The 22276-nt window shown below is 43.6% G+C and carries 22 protein-coding genes and 1 pseudogene; 12 read left to right on the top strand and 11 right to left on the bottom strand.

The genetic code is table 11. The features are described from left to right. Positions 1-90: 90 nt before the first annotated feature. Positions 91-822: a hypothetical protein gene (locus tag QWZ05_RS00955; RefSeq protein ID WP_290295993.1), complete on the bottom strand. Its 732-nt coding sequence runs from the start codon at positions 820-822 to the stop codon at positions 91-93. A gap of 35 nt (positions 823-857) precedes the next feature. Then, positions 858-1988, bottom strand: a complete 1131-nt coding sequence (locus tag QWZ05_RS00950; RefSeq protein ID WP_290295991.1) for a DcaP family trimeric outer membrane transporter — start codon at positions 1986-1988, stop codon at positions 858-860. Between the two features lie 229 nt (positions 1989-2217). Between QWZ05_RS00950 and QWZ05_RS00945 the strand changes: the two genes are divergently transcribed. From QWZ05_RS00945 to QWZ05_RS00915, 7 genes are all read left to right on the top strand, one after another. Beyond that, on the top strand, positions 2218-3159 hold the full coding sequence (locus QWZ05_RS00945; protein ID WP_290295990.1) for a helix-turn-helix domain-containing protein: 942 nt from the start codon (positions 2218-2220) through the stop codon (positions 3157-3159). 203 nt (positions 3160-3362) lie between these two features. Then, positions 3363-4988 (top strand): amidohydrolase family protein, encoded by a 1626-nt coding sequence (locus tag QWZ05_RS00940; protein WP_264875739.1) that lies wholly within the window; start codon positions 3363-3365, stop codon positions 4986-4988. Between the two features lie 81 nt (positions 4989-5069). Continuing rightward, complete coding sequence (locus QWZ05_RS00935) at positions 5070-5582, top strand: DUF3299 domain-containing protein (RefSeq protein ID WP_264875740.1); 513 nt, start codon at positions 5070-5072, stop codon at positions 5580-5582. 288 nt (positions 5583-5870) lie between these two features. After that, the gene (locus QWZ05_RS00930; protein WP_290295987.1) at positions 5871-6104 is read left to right on the top strand and encodes a hypothetical protein; all 234 of its coding nucleotides are present in this window, start codon (positions 5871-5873) and stop codon (positions 6102-6104) included. A gap of 111 nt (positions 6105-6215) precedes the next feature. Beyond that, complete coding sequence (locus QWZ05_RS00925) at positions 6216-6749, top strand: hypothetical protein (protein WP_264875742.1); 534 nt, start codon at positions 6216-6218, stop codon at positions 6747-6749. After that, positions 6746-8353 (top strand): Ig-like domain-containing protein, encoded by a 1608-nt coding sequence (locus tag QWZ05_RS00920; RefSeq protein WP_290295986.1) that lies wholly within the window; start codon positions 6746-6748, stop codon positions 8351-8353. The genes QWZ05_RS00925 and QWZ05_RS00920 overlap by 4 nt, the downstream gene beginning before the upstream one ends. A gap of 9 nt (positions 8354-8362) precedes the next feature. After that, positions 8363-9028: a porin family protein gene (locus tag QWZ05_RS00915; protein WP_290295985.1), complete on the top strand. Its 666-nt coding sequence runs from the start codon at positions 8363-8365 to the stop codon at positions 9026-9028. A 135-nt stretch (positions 9029-9163) separates the two neighbouring features. On the opposite strand, the gene QWZ05_RS00910 is transcribed toward QWZ05_RS00915, so the two are convergent. Then, positions 9164-9289 (bottom strand): hypothetical protein, encoded by a 126-nt coding sequence (locus QWZ05_RS00910; protein ID WP_264875745.1) that lies wholly within the window; start codon positions 9287-9289, stop codon positions 9164-9166. Between the two features lie 314 nt (positions 9290-9603). Between QWZ05_RS00910 and QWZ05_RS00905 the strand changes: the two genes are divergently transcribed. The 3 genes and pseudogenes from QWZ05_RS00905 (at position 9604) to QWZ05_RS00895 (ending at position 11781) form a co-directional block, all read left to right on the top strand. Continuing rightward, positions 9604-9975 (top strand): hypothetical protein, encoded by a 372-nt coding sequence (locus QWZ05_RS00905; protein WP_290295984.1) that lies wholly within the window; start codon positions 9604-9606, stop codon positions 9973-9975. Positions 9976-10039: 64 nt separating this feature from the next. Continuing rightward, entirely contained in the window at positions 10040-10546 is a 507-nt protein-coding gene (locus QWZ05_RS00900) for a GNAT family N-acetyltransferase (RefSeq protein WP_290295982.1), read from the top strand. A gap of 52 nt (positions 10547-10598) precedes the next feature. Next, a pseudogene (locus tag QWZ05_RS00895) lies at positions 10599-11781 on the top strand (MFS transporter). Positions 11782-11884: 103 nt separating this feature from the next. Here QWZ05_RS00895 and QWZ05_RS00890 read toward each other — a convergent pair. The 5 genes from QWZ05_RS00890 to QWZ05_RS00870 all read right to left on the bottom strand — a co-directional run bounded on the left by QWZ05_RS00890 (position 11885) and on the right by QWZ05_RS00870 (position 17899). After that, complete coding sequence (locus tag QWZ05_RS00890) at positions 11885-12301, bottom strand: MarR family winged helix-turn-helix transcriptional regulator (protein ID WP_290295980.1); 417 nt, start codon at positions 12299-12301, stop codon at positions 11885-11887. Beyond that, positions 12301-13218, bottom strand: coding sequence for a CDF family Co(II)/Ni(II) efflux transporter DmeF (gene dmeF / locus QWZ05_RS00885; RefSeq protein WP_290295978.1), 918 nt, complete (start codon positions 13216-13218; stop codon positions 12301-12303). Before dmeF ends, QWZ05_RS00890 begins: the two co-directional genes overlap by 1 nt. Before the next feature lie 154 nt (positions 13219-13372). Continuing rightward, on the bottom strand, positions 13373-15151 hold the full coding sequence (locus QWZ05_RS00880) for an ABC transporter ATP-binding protein (protein ID WP_290295976.1): 1779 nt from the start codon (positions 15149-15151) through the stop codon (positions 13373-13375). After that, positions 15145-16908, bottom strand: a complete 1764-nt coding sequence (locus QWZ05_RS00875; RefSeq protein ID WP_264875752.1) for an ABC transporter ATP-binding protein — start codon at positions 16906-16908, stop codon at positions 15145-15147. Before QWZ05_RS00875 ends, QWZ05_RS00880 begins: the two co-directional genes overlap by 7 nt. A 91-nt stretch (positions 16909-16999) precedes the next feature. Then, complete coding sequence (locus tag QWZ05_RS00870) at positions 17000-17899, bottom strand: LysR family transcriptional regulator (RefSeq protein WP_264875753.1); 900 nt, start codon at positions 17897-17899, stop codon at positions 17000-17002. A gap of 167 nt (positions 17900-18066) precedes the next feature. Here QWZ05_RS00870 and QWZ05_RS00865 point away from each other — a divergent pair, with 167 nt between their 5' ends. Next, positions 18067-18786, top strand: a complete 720-nt coding sequence (locus QWZ05_RS00865; RefSeq protein ID WP_264875754.1) for an SDR family oxidoreductase — start codon at positions 18067-18069, stop codon at positions 18784-18786. Between the two features lie 293 nt (positions 18787-19079). Here the strand turns inward: QWZ05_RS00865 and QWZ05_RS00860 are convergent, their stop codons facing one another. Further along, positions 19080-19886, bottom strand: coding sequence for a hypothetical protein (locus QWZ05_RS00860; RefSeq protein WP_290295972.1), 807 nt, complete (start codon positions 19884-19886; stop codon positions 19080-19082). Positions 19887-20229: 343 nt separating this feature from the next. Between QWZ05_RS00860 and QWZ05_RS00855 the strand changes: the two genes are divergently transcribed. Beyond that, on the top strand, positions 20230-21111 hold the full coding sequence (locus tag QWZ05_RS00855; protein WP_264875760.1) for an NAD(P)-dependent oxidoreductase: 882 nt from the start codon (positions 20230-20232) through the stop codon (positions 21109-21111). Between the two features lie 123 nt (positions 21112-21234). Here QWZ05_RS00855 and QWZ05_RS00850 read toward each other — a convergent pair whose 3' ends face one another. Together QWZ05_RS00850 and QWZ05_RS00845 are read right to left on the bottom strand one after the other, a co-directional pair. After that, entirely contained in the window at positions 21235-21549 is a 315-nt protein-coding gene (locus QWZ05_RS00850) for an AzlD domain-containing protein (protein WP_264875761.1), read from the bottom strand. Further along, positions 21546-22238, bottom strand: coding sequence for an AzlC family ABC transporter permease (locus QWZ05_RS00845; protein WP_264875762.1), 693 nt, complete (start codon positions 22236-22238; stop codon positions 21546-21548). The genes QWZ05_RS00850 and QWZ05_RS00845 overlap by 4 nt, the downstream gene beginning before the upstream one ends. Positions 22239-22276 lie beyond the last annotated feature (38 nt).

Here is a 22276-nt window from a genome sequence, read left to right as displayed (position 1 = left end):
GCATTTTTGCGCCTCGTGAATAAAAAATATTTTTAAGGTTAGAGGCAAATAAATTTAGCCCTAACTACTTATCTAGCTCCAATTAATGATTTAATTCCATTCATAACGATAATTAACACTATATGTAGTATCACCACCATAAATTGAGCTATCTGAATAAATACCTATACCGTTAACAGAGCTTCGTTCACTTAAGCGGTAGCTCAACCCTGCCCCGCCCCAGTAAACTGATAAGTCACTGCTGCCTTGAGTGGTGCCGGCAAAGGCCATCGTTGTCCACTTTTTTGACCAAGGTTTGAGAGCAAACATGCCAACATACCCTGCATGACTGGTTACCGGTGTATAGACTGGGACCTCTGGTAACACTGACTGATCTGCATCAAGTTTCTCACCATCATTGTAGCTATAACCGGCTGTAATAAACGGCATCCAACCATATGGAGAGAAACCAAATTCACTTAAAGGAAAGTAGCTACCTAAGTTATAAGATGTGTTGGTTGAGTCGTCATCGTAGGTTGTTTTTCGGAAATTAAAGTTAACAATGCCCGCATCAAATAACCAAGAGCCGCCTAAGCTCCACTCAGAACCGTCGTCGTTGATCCGACCATTAAGCATCCTTACATCATCTAACCCAATATTTACAGACAGTGTGAGTTTCTCGTTTGAATAACCCACACCCAATTTAGTAATGATCTTCGTTGGGTCTTCTGGGTTTTTCTCACTATTGTCATTACTTTGTGCCAGCACATTAACAGAGGTAAATCCTACCGTTGCACACAAAATTAATAGGCTTGCTCGGTTCGCTTCTAGTTTATAAGTCATTCTTTAATTCTATGAAATAGTAAAAATTGGAGTCGTTAGTAGGTCCATTTAACGCCTACGAGTAATCGGTGATTGTCTTCGCTTTTATTCGTTGTGCGCTCAAATTGCGCATATTGATACTCGATGCCCAGCGTCAAATTCTCTTCGGCATCCCAAAGCACATTGACGTAGCCATACTGGGTCGAGGAAAAAGCTTCGCTGCCGTGAAGAGCGCTAGGCTGTTCTGGCTCAACATAGCTATAGGCCAGTGTTGAGCTTACTGTGTCACTCCAGCCATGCGTAATCGAGCTCATCACACTCGATGTACGGTAAAGCTCTATGCGGCTTTGGTTTGCATTCCAAGTTGGCCCAATGCCCGACAAGCCGAGTAAGTAACGCTCCATACCCTCAACATGGTTAAGCAGTAAGGTAAATCGATCTCTTTCAGTGATGTCAATCCCGCCCGAAAGCTGTACACCATAAATAAACACACTCTGATGGGCGCCGTCGTTATAAAGCCGCGCATTAGACATAGCTGAAGTCGCTCGCACCCAAGCATTTTCGTTCGTCCACTCTAACGCCACAACGAAATCAGGAAGCGAGCCACTGGTATCAATACTGTTGCCTGTTACTTCACTCTCAGCAGCATCAACTATGTCACTATTGGTGCCTTCTTCGATTGCTAACTCATACTTCCACTGACCTATATCACTCGACCAACGGATTTGAGGTTGTCGCTTAAACACCACGCCACTTAACGTCGGCTCTACTAGAGTTTTAGGATAATTACGCATGTCCATAAATGTTGACCACGTTTGACCTGCAGTCACGTCACCTGCTGGGGTTTGCCATCGCAAGTAAGCTTCTCTAAGGCGGGGAGACATCGAACTGTTATTGTCATTATTGAAATCCATTACCACTTTCGTAGACAAACCATCGCCCGAAGAAAGCTCAGTGTTCGAACCAAAACGCAGTTGCGATAAAGAGGCATCAAGTTTGGTATCAGAGTGGTTGCTTTTGTTGTACAACGCATTGGCTGGCACGTTTACACCAACGCCAGCTACGTTTGAGTCATGCATCAAAACCGTGTGGATAGTCCCTCCAACAGAAAAGGCAGTATTTGAAGCCATAACGATAACGGGAGACGTAAGGACAGCCAGTCCCAATAGTGAGTGTTTAATTTGCATAAAATCTTTTCTCGTCGGCTCGCTTTCACATTTACCTCAACGAAAAATGTTAATCGCGATTCTTGGATTAGTATTGAAGGCGGAGGAGTATAAACATTCACTAATGTATAAATAGGTCACTTAGCGCCAGCTATCGGTCGTCACCATATGACCTAGTTCCTAACTTAATAATTTGGTCTTATCGTCGACCGTTTATAATTCTTAAACACATACAAACACGAATTGAATTATGATTAACACAAGTAACACATTGAACTTACTTCCATTTATTCAGTTATTCGAATCGAAAAACATTCCATGGCAAGAACACGCTGCGCAGCACGATATTCCCTCTACCGCTATCGATACGCCGAGTTGGGTGCCTAGCTACAAGGTGTTTGCGTTCTTGTCTTCAATGAGTGCGCTCACTGGGCTTAATATTGGTGCGCATGCTGGTACGTTATCATCCATTGATCAGTTGTTTCCGCAACTGTTAGACAAGGTATCGACATTTGAAGAAGCGATTGCAAAGCTCATCAATGCCATGACCCAGATATCCAGCCACGTGACCGTATGGACACAGAAAATCGACGGTGTATGGTTTCTTTGCTATCGTTCTGCCTATTCAAGTGACAGTATTGGTTTTGAACAGACAGAGTGGTTTCGCTGCTTTGCCTTTATTGAATTCTGCAAACGCTTCTTAGGTCAGCAATGGCAACCTAACAAAATTCATGTCCAACTTGATCATATTCATCCCGACTTGCCAAAAGGTTATACAAAACAGCAGATTGTTTTAAATGAACAATTTGGTGCTATTGAAATCGAACTCACCAAAGATTTTGAGGTGCTCAACAACACGCAGCAATCAAGTGATTGGTTCTCAACTGTGATTAAGCTCGTGGACAGTTACGCCCATCTCCCTTGGTTTAACATCGACTGGTTTTGCCAGCTTATCGGTGTATCAACTCGTACAATGCAGCGCCAATTGCATAAAAATAATACGTCATTTCTGACACTGCGAAACAACGCTCGATATCGTCGTGCCTGTCATTCGTTGCGCAATAGTACTCTCTCGATCGAAGAGATTGCATACCTGTGCGGCTACAACGATGTCTCTAACTTTAATCGAGCTTTCAAACGATGGTCTGGGCAAACCGCACCCGAGTATCGAAGATATCGACCTAAGCCATAGTTAACTAATCACTTTGCTTGGCGGAAACTGACCTACTGACCCACACCCATCACGACTATCATCGCCGCGGAAAAAGTATGCGCTACACTTTATTGAGTTTCACAGCATCAAACAGTGCATGCAATGATCACAATAAAAGTAAACCTTGGGCATTGACTCGATAGCAACTTGCCCGCTCTGAACATTTTTATAAGGTCTAAATGATGAAAGTAAAACATATCCTCTCCCCTGCTAGCTTTGCGCTTGCCTGCCTAGTCAGCACAGCGGCCTCTGCGCAAGTTTATGACGTCGTGATTGAAAAAGGTCGAGTTATGGACCCTGAAACACGCTATGACCAAACCGCGAATGTCGGCATCATTGATGACCGAATCGTAACGATTACAGAAGACGACATTCAAGGTAAGAAAGTCATTGATGCTAAAGGCAAAGTCGTTGCACCGGGATTCATTGATACACACTGGCACTGGCCGCGAGAGCTTGGCTATAAACTTGGTCTACGTGATGGTATGACATCAGCTATGGATCTAGAAATAGGCTGCGCAGGCACTGCCGTTGAAAAGTGGTATCAAGACCGCGAGGGTGTCACTCAAATGAACTATGGCTGTGGTGTTAGTCATGAACTAGCGCGTGCTCTTGTGATGGACGGTCACAGCGCCGAAGAGCTCTATGACACGATCTCTGTACTCAAAACGCGTGGTGGGACTCGTGGCTGGTCTGAAGGTGTTGCGTCTCGAGAGCAGTTAGAGCAAATCGCTGATGAGGTAAACAAAGGCATGATGGCTGGTGGTATCAACTTTGCTAGTACACTGGGCTACATGCGTGATGGAGTAACTAGTAAGGAGCTGTATGAGCTACAGAAAGTCGCCGCAAGCTATGGTCGACATACAGGCGCTCATACACGATTTACTCCAGACGGTGCCACCTTTGAGAATTTAGGGGCAATGGAAGTGATTGGTAATGCTGTAGCATTAGGAGCACCTGTTTCGATCTTACACTTCAATAATCCAGGTTGGGAACTCACGCAAGAGCTGATTGTAAAACTGCGTAACAATGGCATGAACATTTGGGGTGAGGTTTACCCATATAATGCCGGTGCAACCACAATTGATTCGGTATTCCTTCGTCCAGAAAACTGGGTAGAGAAACTAGGTAATCGATATGAAGACACTATGTACGACCCAGAAGCGAATGAGTTTTACACACTTGAAAAATATCAAAAAACATTAGAAGAAGCACCAACGACTGAGATTCTGCTGTTTAAAGCACCGGAAGCTGACATTGCTCGCTGGATCTCTCTAGAGGGGGTAACCATGGCAAGTGACGGTATGCCAATGGCTCCGATTGAAGGTAGTTGGGATACACCATGGAATCAGATTAGTAATGGTCACCCACGTAACGCTGGCGCACGTTCAGCAACGTTACGATTAGCTCGTGAAGCAGAGCTTCCGCTTATGGATGTATTGGCTCTTCTTTCTTACAACTCGGCTTACCACCTTGGCCTAACAGGGCTTGAAGCAATGCAACAACGTGGTCGTATGCAAGAAGGTATGATCGCTGACATCGTTGTTTTTGACCCAGAAAACGTTCGTGATAATTCGACATATGCCAATGGTCCAGTGCCATCAACAGGGTTTACCGCCGTATTAGTATCTGGCGAAATTACGGTAAAAGATGATGAAGTGCTGAAGGAGGCTCGCGGTGGTCAAGCGATTCGCCACCAACCTGTTAAGTCACAATATCAATACGAAGGCGATACAGAGTGGGCTGAAAAGTATTCTTTTTCTGAGGGTAAAGTCGACTTTAGTGATGCAACGTCAAATCATAAATAAGGCTTAAGCGTCAATACAAACTAATTATTTACCTTATCAAGGTGGAGCGAACTCGCTCCACCTTTCAATGAGTTCTATTTTATGAAAATAAATCGTCTAAAGCTTCTTGCTGTCATACTACTGAGTTGGCTTTCTCTGCCCTTATTTGCGTTTGCGCAAGTGACCGACCTAACATGGACTGAACTTATTCCAGAACATGAGCATGAGCGCTACAACCTCATTATGGAAGCACAAAGTGCTTCGATGATGATGATTGACCACAACAGCGATCTTGCTGCGAAACAAATCAAATTTGGCTCAACACGTGAAGACTTAATCGATACAAATATTCGTATCCAAGGATTTATTATTCCACTGGAAGGTGACTTCACTCTATTAAGAGAATTCCTATTGGTGCCCTTTATTGGAGCTTGTATCCATGTTCCACCTCCCCCACCAAATCAAATGATCTATGTGAAATCGGAAAAAGGTATCGCTGCTCAAGAGCTGTGGGCTGGTGTTGCAGTAACAGGCACCATCAAAGCAGAAACCATCGATAACGAACTTGCTACCATTGGTTACAGTATGGATCTGATTGATATAGAGAAACTCTGAAAACTGTTGGCCCTTTATTAACGTAAAATTGATTTACTATCATCTCTGGCGGCAATACAGAAAATTATCATGTTTACTGTATCTAAAACCTCCGAAAAATAAGTACACCAGTACCAAAATGTCACTTAATGACCTGTTAATTACTCTTCGATAGTCAATAATGCGCGCGTAAAAATACTATTAATAATCACAGACTTGTACGAATTCGTTTCACTAACGTTGCTCCACAACTTAGTTTCGATACCAAAGTCGTGTATTCAACTCACCGGTTTGCTGAGGAGATGCGAGATGAAGCGAGATAGCTTAGTCATTTTGAGCGTCACAATCTCATTGTACGTGATATGTATCTACATCACGCTAAATTCAAGAATGATGCAGGCTACCAGCGATTTAGGATTGATGCACTTCTTCAGCATTATGTATCGGATATTGCCCTACATTGGCGTATGTGCCTTTGTAGGGTATGTCGGTGGCACCATTACAGACACGTTAGAGAAGTACATCAAGCAGTCCCACCGTTAACTTAAGCTCTCCGAACTCTTATTGATGTTGCACAACGCAGCATTGATGGGAAAGACGCTCCAATTAAGCAAATCTAATCAACCTAACAAATAAACCAAAGTACTTATTCGAATGCTCAACCCACCCCAATTACTACTCGCCTTAACTTTAACTAGCTTACTTTCTGGCTGTGTTCAAGTCAGGCCTTATGACAAACCCATAGAACTTCATCGGTCGCAAGGTGTGGCTGAACTATCAGCCAAAGAAGATACGTCGGACATGAATAACGACGAGCCAGTTTCAGCGCAACGTAACGAAGAACCAATCACTGAAGAAAACGTGGAACAACTGAATACCAACGACGAGCCGGAGACTATCGCTAGCACTTCGTTGTCTCCGATAGTGCTTGAAGAGGCCTTGTATGTTCAGGTATTTGCAACCGAAGATCGCATCACTGCCGAAAAGGTAGTCAACGATGTCAACCATTACTTCCCGAGCCAAACTTCCGTGATTCGATCTTCAGGTATTTTCCGCGTCTTAATTGGCCCGCTAGAACCCGAACAGACCCAAAAGATTGTCAATGAAATCAACCAACATTCTGACTATGCCACGGCATTCGTAATTTCTCACTTTAGTGAATTTAAACAAGAACAAGAGCAACAATGAATACTGTAATATTAAGAACGATCGCAGCACTGTCGATCGTGATGCTAACCCTCGTGGGTTGCAATGACAACTCTGGCGCTGGGGTTAACGAGCGAGAGCTTAAGGTTACGTTAGTGAATCCTATTGAAGGAATGAACAACACTCTAACTCAGGGTATAGAAGGTTATTTTACTGCGGTTTATGTTGACAACAAGTCAGGCCAACAAATCGATGTGACTAACCAAGTCGAGTGGTACAGTACCAATTCAAATACCGTCATTAAGGATAACGGTACTTTCATCAGCCAAGAAGGCGCTACTGAAACGAACATATACGCCACATACTTGGATGCTTACACCAGTGACCATATTGAAGTCACGATTATCGCACCAGATAACGAAAGCCTCGCCTTTCGCGTTCAGCCCGGCGTTTACCACGTAAAGGAAGAAACTGAATTTCACTATCGAGCCTTTGTTGAATTTTCTTACCAAGGACGAGTGTTTGAGCAGGACGTGACTTACGGTACGCACTGGAGCAACGAGATCACACAAGGCGCTAACTCGGTCGTGATCTGTAATGCCGATTCCAATATCCCAGAATGTGAAGGTCGGTTCCCTGGTTTTACATCAACAGATGTTGGCGAAGCTATTGTAGAGGTGACTGCTGACCATCCGCTTGCAATACAACACACCAACAGTGTTGTCGCAACAGAATGGTTATTTATTTCAGAAGATACCCCATTCTCTGAGTTTTCTGTATCAGTTAACAATGACAAGCTCTACAAAAAGCAGAGTGCTCAATCTAAAGCCACAGTGCTTTTGAAAGAGCAGCTAAGTGAAGAAGATGTCACCGAGTTGGTGTTTTGGAAAAGTAGTAATCCTGACGTTGCAACGGTGAACAGCGTGGGTGAAATTGTCGCTCACTCAGCGGGTACTACAAACATAGAGGCATCGATCTCGTCCCAAATTAGTGGCTCAGTTAGAGTTGAAGTATTACCTTACGATATTGTATCGATTGAGTTTAATGACTCATCCAAACTGACACTTCCAACGGAACAACGTAGCAAAGAAAACTATCAGGTTTTAGCGTATTACAGCGATAACAGCGACACACCCATCAATATAACCAATGGCTCCCGATTGAGCAGTACTGATGACCATGTTGCACGCGCTTTCATTAGCGGCAGTAGTTTCTATATCAAGGCTGGCTCACTTGAAGGGGTTGCCAATATTCAAGCGCACTATGAAGACTTTAAAAGCCCATCGATTACCGTCAATGTTGAGCAGTTCGAAATTACAGGCATTCGTTTGGAAGGTCTAAATAATCAGATAGAAGTTGGCAATGCAGAAACCTTTAACATCCTGGCAGAATATAATGATGGTTTTGATTCTCATCCATTAGGGGCAACGCGTTTACTAGTCTCCTTTGATGGTTTAGAAGAATCGCCTTACCTTGAGTATGAATATAGCAACGACCGACATATGCTTAAGGGGATCGCACCAACAACAACTGATGTGGATGTTCGTTTCTCCTACATTGCTCCAGATCTTCAAATTCATGAAACGTCCGTCAATATTCATGTAATTGAGCCGAATGTTCAATTATATCCTGAGTTGGTGGAGTAAATGATGAGCATGAATAAACTGGTATCACTCCTTTGCCTGATTGGAATTATTTTCACTAATATGGCTATGGCACAAAACGAATCAAATAGTGAATTGGAAGTTTCACAAACGGACACAACGGAGCGATCCGAAGCATACTATTTGGTATTCCCTAATCAATACTATGTGTCCGTAGGTGCAAACTATCTACTTCCTAGTGATGACCGTGCTAGTAAGGACCCAATAGAACCAAGTATGAACCTTATGTTTGGGATGGAGCTCGCACCTAGCTGGGGGCTGGAGTTCAACTATCTGACAAAGGCCAAGTTTGACTTCCACAATATCGAACTCTCCTACAACCAATGGGAGCTGACTGGGCGTTATACACACGAGCTCAACTCACGCTGGGGAGTATATAGTCGTTTTGGCCTTGCTAAGTGGGACCTCGATAAACACTACCCAGCGGATCCGCATTTCAGTGACAGCCGCTCATCTGATGGATTTTCTTTCATTGGTGAACTGGGTGGTTCATATGCTCTTTCTTCGAAACTGGGAGTCGATTTCGGCTATGCGATCGTCCCTAAACTAGGCAAAGGCTCAACGGGCGAACTCACAATGCACCGTCTTAACGTCTCTCTCAACTGGAAGTTTGGTTTTAATGAAAAGACCTTCTTTATAAAAGAAAAAAATCGATAGGTTCAACATCGAGATAAACGCCTCTCTTTAAATGAGGCGTTTTTGCTTTGTTACTTGCTCAAAACGCAATCAGGGTATCAGGTTTAACTCTTATTAAAAATTGCGTAATTGGTAGTTCATTGGAATAGCCTGCTATTAAGCCTTCTGATCATACGTAAAAGTAGCCACACACCCAGAACCTGCAGGGTGTAGCAGCATATTCACACCACCTTTGTTTTGCATCCAAATGTAGTCACCCGTTTCAGCGACATAATCAAACATCGACATCTCCTGTGCGTAACCGATACAAGACTTGGAAGAATGAATGATGGACGTTAAGTCATAAGAACACTGGCTACTATGCTTAATGAAAGTTGCTTTAGTTAAAACTGAATCCCCTTTTGGCCCCCTCGTACTGACCATCGTCAATTGGTTTGGGTTGTTGCGATAGTTTTCCCGGTTTATGTTTCGTTACTACCTGCCCTATAAATCACCGAACAGCCACATTTCCTCCCTTTCGTTGTGTCTTCTGTTTCAATAGCTGTTAGTATTCAGACACAAAGCAGAAAAACTATCGAAAAGCAGGAGAATCTGTCATGACTCGCGAAACAAGAACAATGGAAGTGCCGGTGGCTATTGCAGACAGAGTACAAGCCTTAATCGATTCATACGATGCACAAGAGAAGTTTAAACAAGAACGCAAAGTTGTCGTGAATGACTTTCTTGCAATGGACAAGCTGAGCTGTGAAATGGCGGTTTACAGCCTGCCACAAGGTGAGCTTCTTGATACACTGCGCTTTGTTTATGAGCTGTCAGGCACGAATAGCCGTTTTGTTAAAAACATTCTGACGCAAACTCGTGAAAACCCGAAAAAAGTGCTTTCAGATTCACAGCGTTCGTCGGCGAAAAGCCTGCTATTTAACCTACTAAATGACCCTTCAGTTGTTTCAGCAATGAAAGAAGTATAAGAATACTTTTGGATTCACAGCGCTGCATATCATTGTGGCGCTGATTTGACCTTTCACGACACCAATGAAAAACCAACACTTTAACCAACAGGCTCTCACTTTTCGTGTCGCGCCTCATTCTGAGCTTCCAGAGCAACTTCTGCTTGAAGCTGACCCAAGCCTTGAGGCCATAACCAAGTACCTAACCCCAGAAGCTCAATGCTTCATCTGTGAGTTAAATCAGCAGATAGTCGGTGCGGTGGTTCTCGCTGAAAATATTCAAGGCCATCAAGAAATCTTCAACGTTTCGGTTGCTCCACACCTTCAAGGCAATGGCATTGGATCTGAGCTAATGAAATTTACTCTAAATAGCCTCAAACTCGACGCCGTGGAAAGTGTCGTGCTCGGAACCAGAACCTTTGGCTATCAACTGGCGTTCTATCAAAAACTTGGCTTCCGTATTGAGAGCATCGATAAAGATTATTTTTTGCGTAACTACTCTGATGAAATCTGGGAAGACGGTATTCAACATAAAGATATGTTGCGCTTATGCATTGACCTATCAGCAATAGCGCCATTTGATATTGGCTGAACGTATCAATTGAGGCTAGATTAGAGGTTTAAGCCGTAAACGGAGCAAAGGTATGCTCAATAAGTCACAATCATGGAAAACGCCCCACAACTTTCTCATTATCGTCTCGATCATCGTGCCGATAGCCTTCTCTAGCTGGATGGCGTTACTCAATAATTTTGTGATCGAAAAAGCCAACTTCGATGGCGCCGATATTGGTCTTTTACAAAGCGTGCGTGAAATTCCAGGTTTTCTCGCATTTACCGCTATCTTCCTTTTAGCATTCGTGCGTGAACAGCGCTTCATGTTGCTCTCTTTAGCCATGCTAACCATTGGTGTCGCTGCCACCGGATTCTTCCCTAGTTTTGTCGGTTTAATGCTTACCACGTTACTGATGTCTGTTGGCTTTCACTATTTCGAAACTCTCAAACAATCATTGTCGCTCCAATGGTTAGATGAAAGACGAAGCGCCTGAGATGCTCGGTAAACTCATCTCAGTTGGCGCACTCGCCTCATTGTTTACCTATGGAACACTGTGGCTATGTCTAGAGTACTTTAAACTCGATTATAAGTGGGTGTACTTACTGTTTGGTGGTATCGGCTTTATCCTACTGGTGTGGATCGCGTTTGCATTCCCAATGTTCGAATCGCACACACAGCAAACAACCAAGCTGGTGCTTCGCAAGCGCTATTGGTTGTATTACGCACTAACCTTTATGAGTGGTGCGCGTCGTCAGATATTTACTGTATTCGCAGGGTTCTTACTAGTTGAGAAGTTTGGATACTCGGCGGCAGATGTCACCCTGTTGTTCCTAGTGAACTACCTTTTTAACTTCCTTTTCGCCAAAAAGATTGGGCGATTTATCGGCCAAGTTGGAGAAAGAAAAGCGCTCATTTTTGAATACATCGGACTTATTGGTGTATTTGTTGGCTACGCCTTCGTGCAGACAGCGGAATGGGCTGCGGCGTTATACATTATCGACCATCTATTTTTTGCTCTCGCTTTAGCCATCAAGACCTACTTTCAAAAAATTGCTGACCCTGCCGATATGGCCTCAACAGCAGGGGTTAGTTTTACAATTAACCATATTGCGGCGGTAGTGATCCCTGCTGCGTTTGGCATAATTTGGCTCACATCCCCGTCGTTTGTCTTCTTGGCAGGTGCTGCGATGGCGGGTATGTCATTGGTGCTATCTTTCAACATCCCCGCGAAACCGAGTGAGAATAACGAAGTAAATGTATTAAGTTGGAAATAGACCTAATACAAACAATCAAAACAGGAGAGCTAAACTCTTGAAGCTGTGCAGCCGAAAAATTTAGCTCTCCTTTTTACGAATATCCACATTAGAATGGTTAAACCTAAAATCCTTGGTTCATTTTCTTGAGACAGTTAATCAGAACCTGTTGATGGTCAGAGTGAACATCAGTAGTGAGATCTTTAACTAAGTTGAGATGCAACAAATTGTGCCGCTTATGGATTGCTTTCCCCTCTTCGGTCAGTGCCACCACAATCGCTCTGCGATCACTTGGATCAGGCAGTCTTTCTAGTAACTGACTGCTCACTAGCTTTTCCACCTGAACCGTCAATGTGCCCGTTGTGATGCCTAGCTTCTCGGCAAGCTCCTTCATTCGCATCGCGCCATGTACACCCAATACTTCAATGGTGTGAACTTGTGCCAGTGAATAACCAGTCTCTTTAACCACCGACTGCTCCCAAGACGACATCTTGTCATAAAACTCGGTGAGCAATTGGTTGAGTTGATTGATCGTATCCATTATGTGTAATTAAGCTCTAATGTGAGATGGCTTATCTTATCAAACTGACTCAATTTTTCCTTGAAGTCGCTCATAGTAAGATCGGAACTCGTCTGCAAAGTAATCGCAGCAGCATAGTGATCACTGCTGATTTTCCAGATATGTAGGTCTACGACATCTGCACTGTCAGCTAATACCTTGATGACTTGGTTGCGATAGGCTTGTTCGATACTTTCATCTAGCAAGATTGGACTCGTTTGTTTCATCAAGTTGTAGGTCCATTTAGAGATAACCATCGCCCCCACGATCCCCATAACGGCATCAAGCCAGTTCCAGCCATAAAATTTGGCAAACAAGAGTGCGACGATTGCTAAGATCGACGTCAAGGCATCGGCCATAACGTGCATGTAAGCCGCACGCAAATTATGATCATGATGGTGATGTTCATGGATATGTTCATGTTCATGATTGCTGTGAGAGTGGTGGTGATCATGACTGTGCTCACCAAGCAGGAAAATACTCACCACGTTCACGGTCAAACCAATAAAGGCAACAATAATCGCCTCATTAAACTGAATCGCTTGTGGGGATAGCAAACGGTGAACAGACTCCACCAGCATCAATAGCGCCACAATCCCTAACGCAATGGCACTTGTGTAGCCACCAAGAACACTGATCTTTCCTGTACCAAAGCTAAACTTTCCGGAATTCTCATGCTTTCTCGCGTAGCGATAAGCAAATAGCGTGATACAAAACGCAGCAGCATGGGTTCCCATATGCCAGCCATCTGCAAGTAGCGCCATCGATCCATACACGGTGCCCGCGACAATTTCGACAACCATTGTCACCAGAGTTAAAAGCAGGACATAAAACGTACGCCTTTCTCCCTGATGATTATGACCGATAAAATTATGGTCATGCTGTACTGCTGAGTTCATCCTTAGCTCCATTAGTTTGATAATCAAAGTATCCAACTTAAAAATAGTTTGATCATCAAACTGTGTCAACCGCGTATAAAAAAGAGCCATGTACCTTTAACTAGAAATAGTGAGGTACATAGCTCTTGTGATTTAACGGCTGTACAGCTAGCTGTTAAGCGATTTTTGAATCCTGTCCCTCATCAAACGAATGACTCAACAATCCAGCATACACACCATTAATCTCAACCAGTTGCTTATGATTACCACGCTCTACCACTTCGCCTCTTTCCAGCACCAGAATCGTATCTGAGTGTCTGACTGTGCTAAGTCGATGAGCGATAGCAATAACGGTTTTCTCTTTGAAAATACGCTGCATCGCTTTTTGAATTAAGTCTTCTGTGATGGAATCGACAGAGCTAGTGGCTTCATCGAGCATCATCACTTGCCCACCATGAGCGACGGCTCTGGCAAACGAAACTAGCTGAGTTTGGCCTGCTGATAGATTTGAGCCGTTTTTGTCTAAACGGAAATCATACCCATTAGCCAACTGATCAATAAATCGATTGGCATAAACATAGCTTGCAGCCTGTTCAACGCCAGCGCGATCAATGTGCTCTTTACCCAATGCGATATTGAAATGAACCGTTTCTTCAAACAAGTGAACATCTTGCATCATCAATGAGAACAGGTGAGCGCTGGCTTCTTGAGGGATCTGTGAAAGCTCGAGTCCATTCAGCAAAATGCTCCCCTCGTAATCTTGATAGGTTTTGGTAATCAAGCGCATGATGGTCGACTTACCTGACCCCGTAGAGCCGACCAGAGCAATCTGATGACCTTTTTCCAACGCAAAAGAGACATTATTCAGAACATAAGGACTGTCTTCGCGGTAGCGAAAGCTTACGTTCTTGAACTCCAAACTCTTAAACTCATCTAGTTGGAAGCCAATCTCTTCTCTAGAGAGTAATTGGCGCTCCTGCTCCTCAGTTGGCTCGATAAACAACTCTTCGATGTGGTCAAAGGCAGCAAATGAGCTCTGAATTGAGGCTATCTGCGAGGTAAAGTCGCGTATTGGCACAAACACCTTCTCTAACGTATTGATGAACGCAATCAGTACACCAAGAGTCAATGCACCTTCAAGCACCTGCTCAGAACCATACCAAATCATCAATGCAATCGTGATGGAGGTGATACCCGAGATAAATGAAAACAGAATCGCATCGTATTTGTTAACCTTCTTCTGCGCCCGCAGAAACTCATTGGTAAAGCCTTGATACTTAGTTTCTACCTGCTCTTCCGCTCGATAAAACTGCACGGTTTTCATCCCAAGCAGTGCCTCTTGCAGATAGCCAACGCCTCTCGCCAGTGTCGAGCGAGTGATCAAATGCAGCTCTCGCAGTCGGTTTCTAACATAAACCGTGAGATAAATAACCGGAGGCATAATCACTAAAACGATCAACGTCAGTTTCCAATCAATGAACAGCATCATGGTGATCAGAGCGATAGTGTTTAACGTGTCTTTAACTAAACCAACAACCGATTGTACAAAAGACTCACCGATTGTTTCTAAATCGCTGGTCAAACGCGATAACGTCACACCAATCGGTCGGCTATCAAAGTAGCTTCTCGGCAGCTTTAATACGCGAGCAAAGAGCACTGAACGCATATCAGTAATCGTGTACTGACCCGTTTTACGCAAACAATAGGAATAGGTCGAATCTACAATGTAGCTTGCGACCAATACCAATGACATGTAGAAGACATACAGCAGTAGCCCATCGATGTTGCGCTGGCTTAGCTGAACATCGATCACCTGAATGATCAGCCATGGAAACAGCAAACTTGTCGCCACTGATAGCGGCAGCATGGCAATGCCAAGTAACGCCGTTCGCTTATATTTTTTGGCAAACTGAAAGAAGTGTTTTAGGTATTGTATATCCATCCCTTTTAGCATGATGCTGCCTCCGGATGGTCTTGTTGTAACTGCCAAGTTTCAAGGTAGTACGGGCATGTTCTTAACAGTGTATCGTGATTACCTTTCGCGATAACCTTTCCCTCATGTAAAACGATGATTTCATCCATATACTCAAGCGCGTTGACACGATGTGATACTACCAATAGCGATTGTTTATCTAGTCGTGCAAACAAACCTTCAAGAATTTTACGCTCTGTTTCGTAGTCCACTGCTGAGAGAACATTGTCCATAATGATCAATTGAGCAGGTTCGAGTAGCGCTCGTGCAATACTTAAACGCTGCTTTTGACCACCAGAAAGCATAATGCCTTTCTCTCCAACCAAGGTCTGTTTTCCATGTTCGAATCGAGACACATCTTCAGACAACTGTGCCAGTGCCAACACTTCATCCACTTGCTGCTGGGATACTTCGGAATGTTTGCTACCAAAGCGAATGTTATCTTCAACCGATGCTGAGAATAGATACGGATCTTGCGTAATCGTCTTGATATAACGTCTCAGGTCACTACGTGAAAAGCTGGTGATGTCTTTATCACCGAGAAAGATATGCCCTTCCGGCACGTTTAAATGATGGTTGATGCAGTTAACTAAAGTCGTTTTTCCAGAGCCGATACTGCCTAAAATTCCCACTCTTCTGCCAGCCGGGATATCAAAACTAATATCATCAAGAATCAAGCGTTCTTCATCGGTGTAGCGGTAGCTCAAATTTTTAACAGAGAAGCTTTGGCCACGTAGCTCACTGACTGCCTTTTCCTCGAGCAGACGCGTGTCATTAGTTGGAACTTCTGCATTTAGAATGGTTTGTGCACTGGTTAGTCCGACCATACCTCGCTGAAAAATTGTCGCAATGCGACCCAGCCCCATTAGAGGCATAGCCAATAACACCGAGTACGTCAGAAAAGCGGTGATCTCACCCAAGCTCAACTCTTGATTCATCAACATGTAGCCACCTAAACCAAGAATAAGGATTTTCATGATGTTGTTACCATAATCGAGCACTGGCATATAGAACACTTGGATACGTGTTATCTTCATTCGGCATTCAAGTAACAGCTGATTCAATTTTTCTACTTCCACTATCACCCAACGCGACATCTGTTGACTCTTGATGAGATCAATGCCCGATAAGTAACTCATTAATTGAGCAGAGAGATCTTGCAAGCGCGCCATATGCTCCATATGCAGGCTTTTCATTCGCTTGAAGCCAATACGGAAAACGACAAAAGCGACAGCAATTGGGATCACCGAATACAGGGTTAACTCTGGTGAGATGCGCCACATCCATATCGGAGTCAGAGATAAAGCGAGCAAGGCATTAAAAAACTGCAAAAAGCCGACACCAAACATCAATCTAACGCCAGATAGGTCATTGTTGATGATAGATATCAGCTTGCCTGAAGCAAAACGCTCATGAAAACTGTTGGGTAACTGATTGAGCTTTTGCAGTAAGGTGTTCTTGAGAGCCGCTTCCGTGATACGACCCGGATTAAGTGCATAGATGCGAGACCAGATTCGCACGACCATCATAGCGACCGACATGGCAACAACGATACCGACATAGCTTTTGAGCTGCGCATGCCCCTGTGTTGATGCGTCTTCAATCAAATCAATCGCTAACTGAATATAGCGAGGGATCTCTACTTGAAGCCAGTTAACAAGAAAAATAAACACGATCGCCAAGGAGTAAGAGACGCGATTGAGTTTCAGGTATTGCAATATTAATTGTGTTTTGGTCATCAAACGACTCAATAATAAATATAATTCGTATTCTCAGGGCGCGTAGGTTATCACAAACCTCTCACATTGGGCTCACTTTAACCGTCAACCATCAACCCGATTGACGTGCAAACTGCCCTTGTACAAAGTCAATGAATGCTCGAATCCGTTTGGGTTGAAACTTATCGCGGTGATAAACCATCGAAAAGTCGACGCTCGGTATTCCCCAATCATCAAACACCTCAACTAACAAACCTTTTTCTACTTCACTCGAACAGTATAGATAAGGTACACGAATGATCCCGTTGCCATTAACTGCGCCCTTCACCAATACTCTGCCATTTTTGCATTGCAGCGGGCCATTAACCGTTAGATCGTAATGGCTGCTGCTCGTTGCGTGCTGAAAACTCCAACGCTTTACTGAGCCCGTCAAACATCGATGTTGCACTAAGTCTTTTGGGTGGTAGGGCTTGCCATTGCGCTCTATATAATTGGGAGAGGCTAAAGTGCTCATCTGAATGTCCATCAACTTCCGAGCAATGAAACCGGCATCTTCTAACTTGCCCATTCGAAACGCAACATCAAAATGTTCATCAATGAGATCGACGCGGTGGCTACTAAAATCTAAATGCACTGTGACTTCTGGGTGTTGCTGCATAAACTGTGAAGCAATTTCAGCTATCACTTCTTCTCCTAGATAACCACCGACACAATTGACTCTCACCTCACCTCGTGCAACTTCAACTTCATCGACGGCTGACAACAGTGCTTGGTCAATATCATGCAATGCCTTTTCGCATTGTAAGAAAAAGGTTCTCCCTGCATCGGTTAGACGTAGCGTTCGCGTGGTGCGAATAAAGAGCGTCACACCCATATGCTTTTCTAGTTGGCTAATTTGACGTGAGACATGAGAGCGCGAAACATCTAACGTTTCAGCCGCCTTAGTAAAGTTGCCTTTCTGAGCGATAAGGACAAATGAACGAATATCCGCAAGGTTAACTTGGTCTAACATAATTGAGGCATCTATTGGGAACCATCTTATTATTGTTGCACTACAGCAACAGTGTTTCAATCAGAGTGATATATATCAACAAAGAAAGCTTGATTAAGATACTCACTATCACAGCGCCACCCGCTGTCACTCAACATTGAAGAATGAAAACACTGAGGAAGTAAACAATGAAAAAACTGATCGTAATTACTGGTGCAAGCTCTGGTATTGGTGAAGCTATCGCGCGTCGTTTGAGCGAAGCTGGCCATCCGTTACTTCTTCTTGCTCGTCGTGTTGAACGTTTAGAAGCCCTTAATCTTCCGAATACACTGTGTGAAAAAGTTGACGTGACCGAGAAAGCCTCGTTTGAAGCTGCTATTGCTAAAGCTGAAGCGAAGTTTGGTCCTGTTGATGGCCTAGTCAATAACGCAGGCTGTATGCTACTAGGTCAAATCGATACTCAAGACGCATCAGAATGGAAACGCATGTTCGATGTTAACGTGCTGGGTTTACTCAATGGTATACAATCTGTACTTGCACCAATGATCGCAAACAACCACGGTACTATCATTAACATCAGCTCAATTGCGGGTAAGAAAACATTCCCGAACCACGCGGCTTATTGTGGCACTAAGTTCGCTGTTCACGCGATTTCAGAAAATGTCCGTGAAGAAGTTGCTGCTGCCAACGTACGTGTAACCACTATTGCCCCGGGTGCAGTAGAGACCGAGCTGCTGTCTCATACTTCTTCGCAAGAGATCAAAGATGGCTATGATGCATGGAAAGAAGACATGGGCGGCGTGTTAGCCGCTGACGATGTAGCGCGCGCTGTAGAGTTTGCCTATAGCCAACCGCAAAATGTGTGTATTCGTGAGATTGCACTAGCGCCTACTAAGCAACAGCCATAATTGTTCTTATTGATTTTGTTTTAGGGTCACTCTCTCAGTGACCCTAAGTACCACTCATAGACAGGATCTTAAGCTCTAAGCTATTTATTTAGATAGAAAAAAGGCTTCATTTATGATCAGATAATCGTCGCCAAACAGACCACCCACACCAACCGTGAAGCCGATGACGATTATCTCCCTACAAAAGCAGTTTAGGTTCTGTCGCAAAGTTGTGCCTATTTACCAGTACGACAGCAATGAGACTTGCCATTACCAAGTAAATGATAAGGTGTTGTTTATTGTCATTCAGCGTATTAACCATTTGCTTGACCCTCAATACTCTCTGTATAAAGCAGGCGCAAGAAACCATTAATTCGTAACAGCAATGCTTCAGGTATATCGTTATTCACATACCAACTACTGATTTCAAGTCGATCATTGATCAGTGTTTCGTGGTATTCCGAAAGAGCACCCGAATCAGATTTAAGTGTTAGATTAGGGATCATATCCACTTTCTCATTCCTAAACGCCGTCATTAGCGCTTGTCGATTGTCGTAGTAATGGATATCGAGTGAGTCAAGATCGAGATTTTGATGTTTGAGAAACTTCATTGGCTCGATATAACCCGACTGGCTTCGATGATCGTTTAACACACCAATTTTTGAAGAAGCATAACGACCTACCGACAATGGTTCATGACTTAGCCAGTAGACAGAATAAGTCGGCCAAGACACTAAGGAATGATAGAAACTCTCATAGTTAGGAAAAATACTGTTAAGAACATAATGACGAGAGAAAATAAGATCAAAAGCCTCAGTTGTCATATGACGGGTCTCAAGCCTATCTCGAGGCATGACAACCACTACAACACGACTGTACTCACTATAAATCAGCAATAATTCACAGAAGGTTTTGGCAATATACTCTGCTAAAGGAAATGAAGGCCAAAAAATCGTAAAAGTACGTTCACCCTGAGATTCGGCAACTTCACAGCTTTTGTTTAGGCTGGTATTGAGCGCCATATCGTCGATGCGGTGGCGTGAAACTAACCAGTGAATGATGGCAGCGAGGCATAGCTCCAAAACTCCGCAATAAAGCCAACCATTAATCCTTTTTATCATAATAGCCCTCCCTGTTGTGGTCTGATAATAAGAACTTTTTGTTTCACTTTTATTGACAGTGCTATTGATAGAAAGCAGAAAAAACATACTAAAGTGGGAAATGACATCGTTAAACTAAGACAAACACATTAGTTTTATTGTACGAAGATTGCATTATTGTTAAGCATTTTCATGAAATCACCTGATGACTTAGGTCTGACCAAGCAGGCGCTTTTCTTGAGTGTGATCACACAAAGCCAATCAAAGCACTATTTCTTGTAAATCAACTATTGTTAAAACGAACGGGAGCGTTTATGATTGCCCCAACATTAAATCATACAATAGTATATTTTAGGAGTCTGAAATGACTAAACCTGTAATTGGTTTCATCGGTCTTGGCCTTATGGGCGGCAACATGGTTGAGAACCTTCAAAACCGTGGCTACGAAGTTAACGTAATGGATCTTAACAAAGACGCAGTTGCAGCTGTTCTAGCTCGCGGCAATGCATCTGAAGCAGCTTCTGGTAAAGAACTAGCTGAGAAAAGTGACATCGTTATGCTTTGTCTAACAACTTCTGAAGTTGTTGAGAAAGTAGTTTACGGCGAAACTGGTATCCTTGCGGGTATGTCTGAAGGCAAGACTCTAATCGACTTCGGTACTTCTATCCCAGCTTCTACTAAGAAGATTGGTGCTGACCTTGCAGAGAAAGGCGCTGGCATGATCGACGCTCCTCTAGGTCGTACTCCAGCTCACGCTAAAGATGGTCTTCTGAACATCATGGCTGCTGGTGACATGGAAACTTTCAACAAAGTTAAGCCAGTTCTTGACGAGCAAGGCGAAAACGTATTCCACCTAGGTGCTCTAGGTTCAGGTCACGTTACTAAGCTAGTTAACAACTTCATGGGTATGACTACTGTTGCTACTATGTCTCAAGCGTTCGCAGTTGCTAAACTAGCAGGCGTTGACGGTCAGCAACTATTTGACATCATGTCAGCTGGTCCATCTAACTCTCCATTCATGCAGTTCTGTAAGTTCTACGCTGTAGATGGCGAAGAAAAACTAGGCTTCTCTGTTGCTAACGCTAACAAAGACCTTGGTTACTTCCTTGCTCTTTGTGAAGAGCTAGGTACTGAGTCTCTAATCGCTCAAGGTACTTCTACAAGCCTACAAGCTGCTGTAGACGCTGGTCTAGGTCAAAACGACGTACCAGTAATCTTCGACTACTTCACAGGTCTTAAGAAGTAATTCGATAGAAAAATTGCTTAAGGGGTGATGATTTTCATCCCTTATCAAAATTTAAAGGGTCAACTTCGGTTGACCCTTTTTTACGTTTATAAAACAGTGAGTTAAATGCAAACCGTTATTTCGCTATAAAATAACGAGTTTAATCCATAAGAAGAAGCAGATACTTACAATCGTCGTTAACAATACGTTTTGAGTAATCCGAGCTAATACCACCGCAAACACCGCACCAAGTATGTATGCTAGGTTATCTTCAAGAATGAGCTCTCCATGCGGCATAAATACTATAGGTCCCCAAATCGCAGTAAGCACCGCAGGGCTAGCGTAACTCAAGAAACGTTGTGCCTTGCTATTCAAGCGTAGAGGTACACTGGGTTCTAAAAATAGGTATCGACTAGCAAACACGATCACTGTGAGGAGCAGTATCAATGCATAAATCATGACTTAAACCACCCTTCTGACAAATAGCCAACACTCATGCCTATAAGGCTAGCAATCACAAGACCGCTATCGACACCCAAAAAGGCCAGGACCACAGAGCTAACAAGTCCTGACAATGCCGCCAGTAATACTGGCCAGGATTTTATATTCGGAACCACAATAGCGATAAAAGTCGCTGCAATTGCAAACTCCAATCCATAATCTTGTAGATCAGGTATTTGTGCTCCAACGATAATCCCAACGAAGGTCGCAAAGTTCCAAATCAAGTAAAAGGAAAAACCGGCTCCCAGTGCGTACCAGCGATCAAAGCTGTTTGGTTTATGGTGTCCGCAAAGCGCAAACAACTCATCGGTTAGCAGAAAGCCGAGGATAACACGCCACCTCAAGGGTAAATGTGCAATATGGCTGCGCATCGACAAACTATAAAGAAAATGACGAGAGGTGATGAAAAAAATGGTCACGACCATCGTCATCACACTGGCACCTGTTTTTATCATTCCCATTGCGACCAGCTGCGCCGCACCAGCAAACAAGATTGCGCTCATAGCCTGCCCTTCAAGTGCGGTCAAACCTGAATCGATGGCAAACGAACCCGCTAAAAAGCCCCAAGGGACAACAGCAAGGCTCAATGGCATCATGGCAACCGTCCCTTGCATTAGCGAACGGATCTTAGTCACTTCCTTGTTCATGTAAATATCACTGTTATTTAATCTATAGGGCTACGCTA

This window comes from Vibrio agarivorans (assembly GCF_030409635.1).
GTDB classification, from domain to species: Bacteria; Pseudomonadota; Gammaproteobacteria; order Enterobacterales; family Vibrionaceae; genus Vibrio; species Vibrio agarivorans.
This window is presented reverse-complemented; position numbering and strand designations above follow the sequence as displayed.

Coding starts and splice junctions, on each gene's coding strand:
- QWZ05_RS00865 (WP_264875754.1), top strand. CDS start 18,067: ATGAAAAAACTGATCGTAATTACTGGTGCAAGCTCTGGTATTGGTGAA.
- QWZ05_RS00855 (WP_264875760.1), top strand. CDS start 20,230: ATGACTAAACCTGTAATTGGTTTCATCGGTCTTGGCCTTATGGGCGGC.
- QWZ05_RS00860 (WP_290295972.1), bottom strand. CDS start 19,886: ATGATAAAAAGGATTAATGGTTGGCTTTATTGCGGAGTTTTGGAGCTA.
- QWZ05_RS00930 (WP_290295987.1), top strand. CDS start 5,871: ATGAAGCGAGATAGCTTAGTCATTTTGAGCGTCACAATCTCATTGTAC.
- QWZ05_RS00875 (WP_264875752.1), bottom strand. CDS start 16,908: ATGACCAAAACACAATTAATATTGCAATACCTGAAACTCAATCGCGTC.
- QWZ05_RS00955 (WP_290295993.1), bottom strand. CDS start 822: ATGACTTATAAACTAGAAGCGAACCGAGCAAGCCTATTAATTTTGTGT.
- QWZ05_RS00890 (WP_290295980.1), bottom strand. CDS start 12,301: ATGGATACGATCAATCAACTCAACCAATTGCTCACCGAGTTTTATGAC.
- QWZ05_RS00945 (WP_290295990.1), top strand. CDS start 2,218: ATGATTAACACAAGTAACACATTGAACTTACTTCCATTTATTCAGTTA.
- QWZ05_RS00940 (WP_264875739.1), top strand. CDS start 3,363: ATGAAAGTAAAACATATCCTCTCCCCTGCTAGCTTTGCGCTTGCCTGC.
- QWZ05_RS00880 (WP_290295976.1), bottom strand. CDS start 15,151: ATGCTAAAAGGGATGGATATACAATACCTAAAACACTTCTTTCAGTTT.
- QWZ05_RS00850 (WP_264875761.1), bottom strand. CDS start 21,549: ATGATTTATGCATTGATACTGCTCCTCACAGTGATCGTGTTTGCTAGT.
- QWZ05_RS00910 (WP_264875745.1), bottom strand. CDS start 9,289: ATGTTTGATTATGTCGCTGAAACGGGTGACTACATTTGGATGCAAAAC.
- dmeF (WP_290295978.1), bottom strand. CDS start 13,218: ATGAACTCAGCAGTACAGCATGACCATAATTTTATCGGTCATAATCAT.
- QWZ05_RS00935 (WP_264875740.1), top strand. CDS start 5,070: ATGAAAATAAATCGTCTAAAGCTTCTTGCTGTCATACTACTGAGTTGG.
- QWZ05_RS00870 (WP_264875753.1), bottom strand. CDS start 17,899: ATGTTAGACCAAGTTAACCTTGCGGATATTCGTTCATTTGTCCTTATC.
- QWZ05_RS00905 (WP_290295984.1), top strand. CDS start 9,604: ATGACTCGCGAAACAAGAACAATGGAAGTGCCGGTGGCTATTGCAGAC.
- QWZ05_RS00950 (WP_290295991.1), bottom strand. CDS start 1,988: ATGCAAATTAAACACTCACTATTGGGACTGGCTGTCCTTACGTCTCCC.
- QWZ05_RS00900 (WP_290295982.1), top strand. CDS start 10,040: ATGAAAAACCAACACTTTAACCAACAGGCTCTCACTTTTCGTGTCGCG.
- QWZ05_RS00845 (WP_264875762.1), bottom strand. CDS start 22,238: ATGAACAAGGAAGTGACTAAGATCCGTTCGCTAATGCAAGGGACGGTT.
- QWZ05_RS00925 (WP_264875742.1), top strand. CDS start 6,216: ATGCTCAACCCACCCCAATTACTACTCGCCTTAACTTTAACTAGCTTA.
- QWZ05_RS00920 (WP_290295986.1), top strand. CDS start 6,746: ATGAATACTGTAATATTAAGAACGATCGCAGCACTGTCGATCGTGATG.
- QWZ05_RS00915 (WP_290295985.1), top strand. CDS start 8,363: ATGAATAAACTGGTATCACTCCTTTGCCTGATTGGAATTATTTTCACT.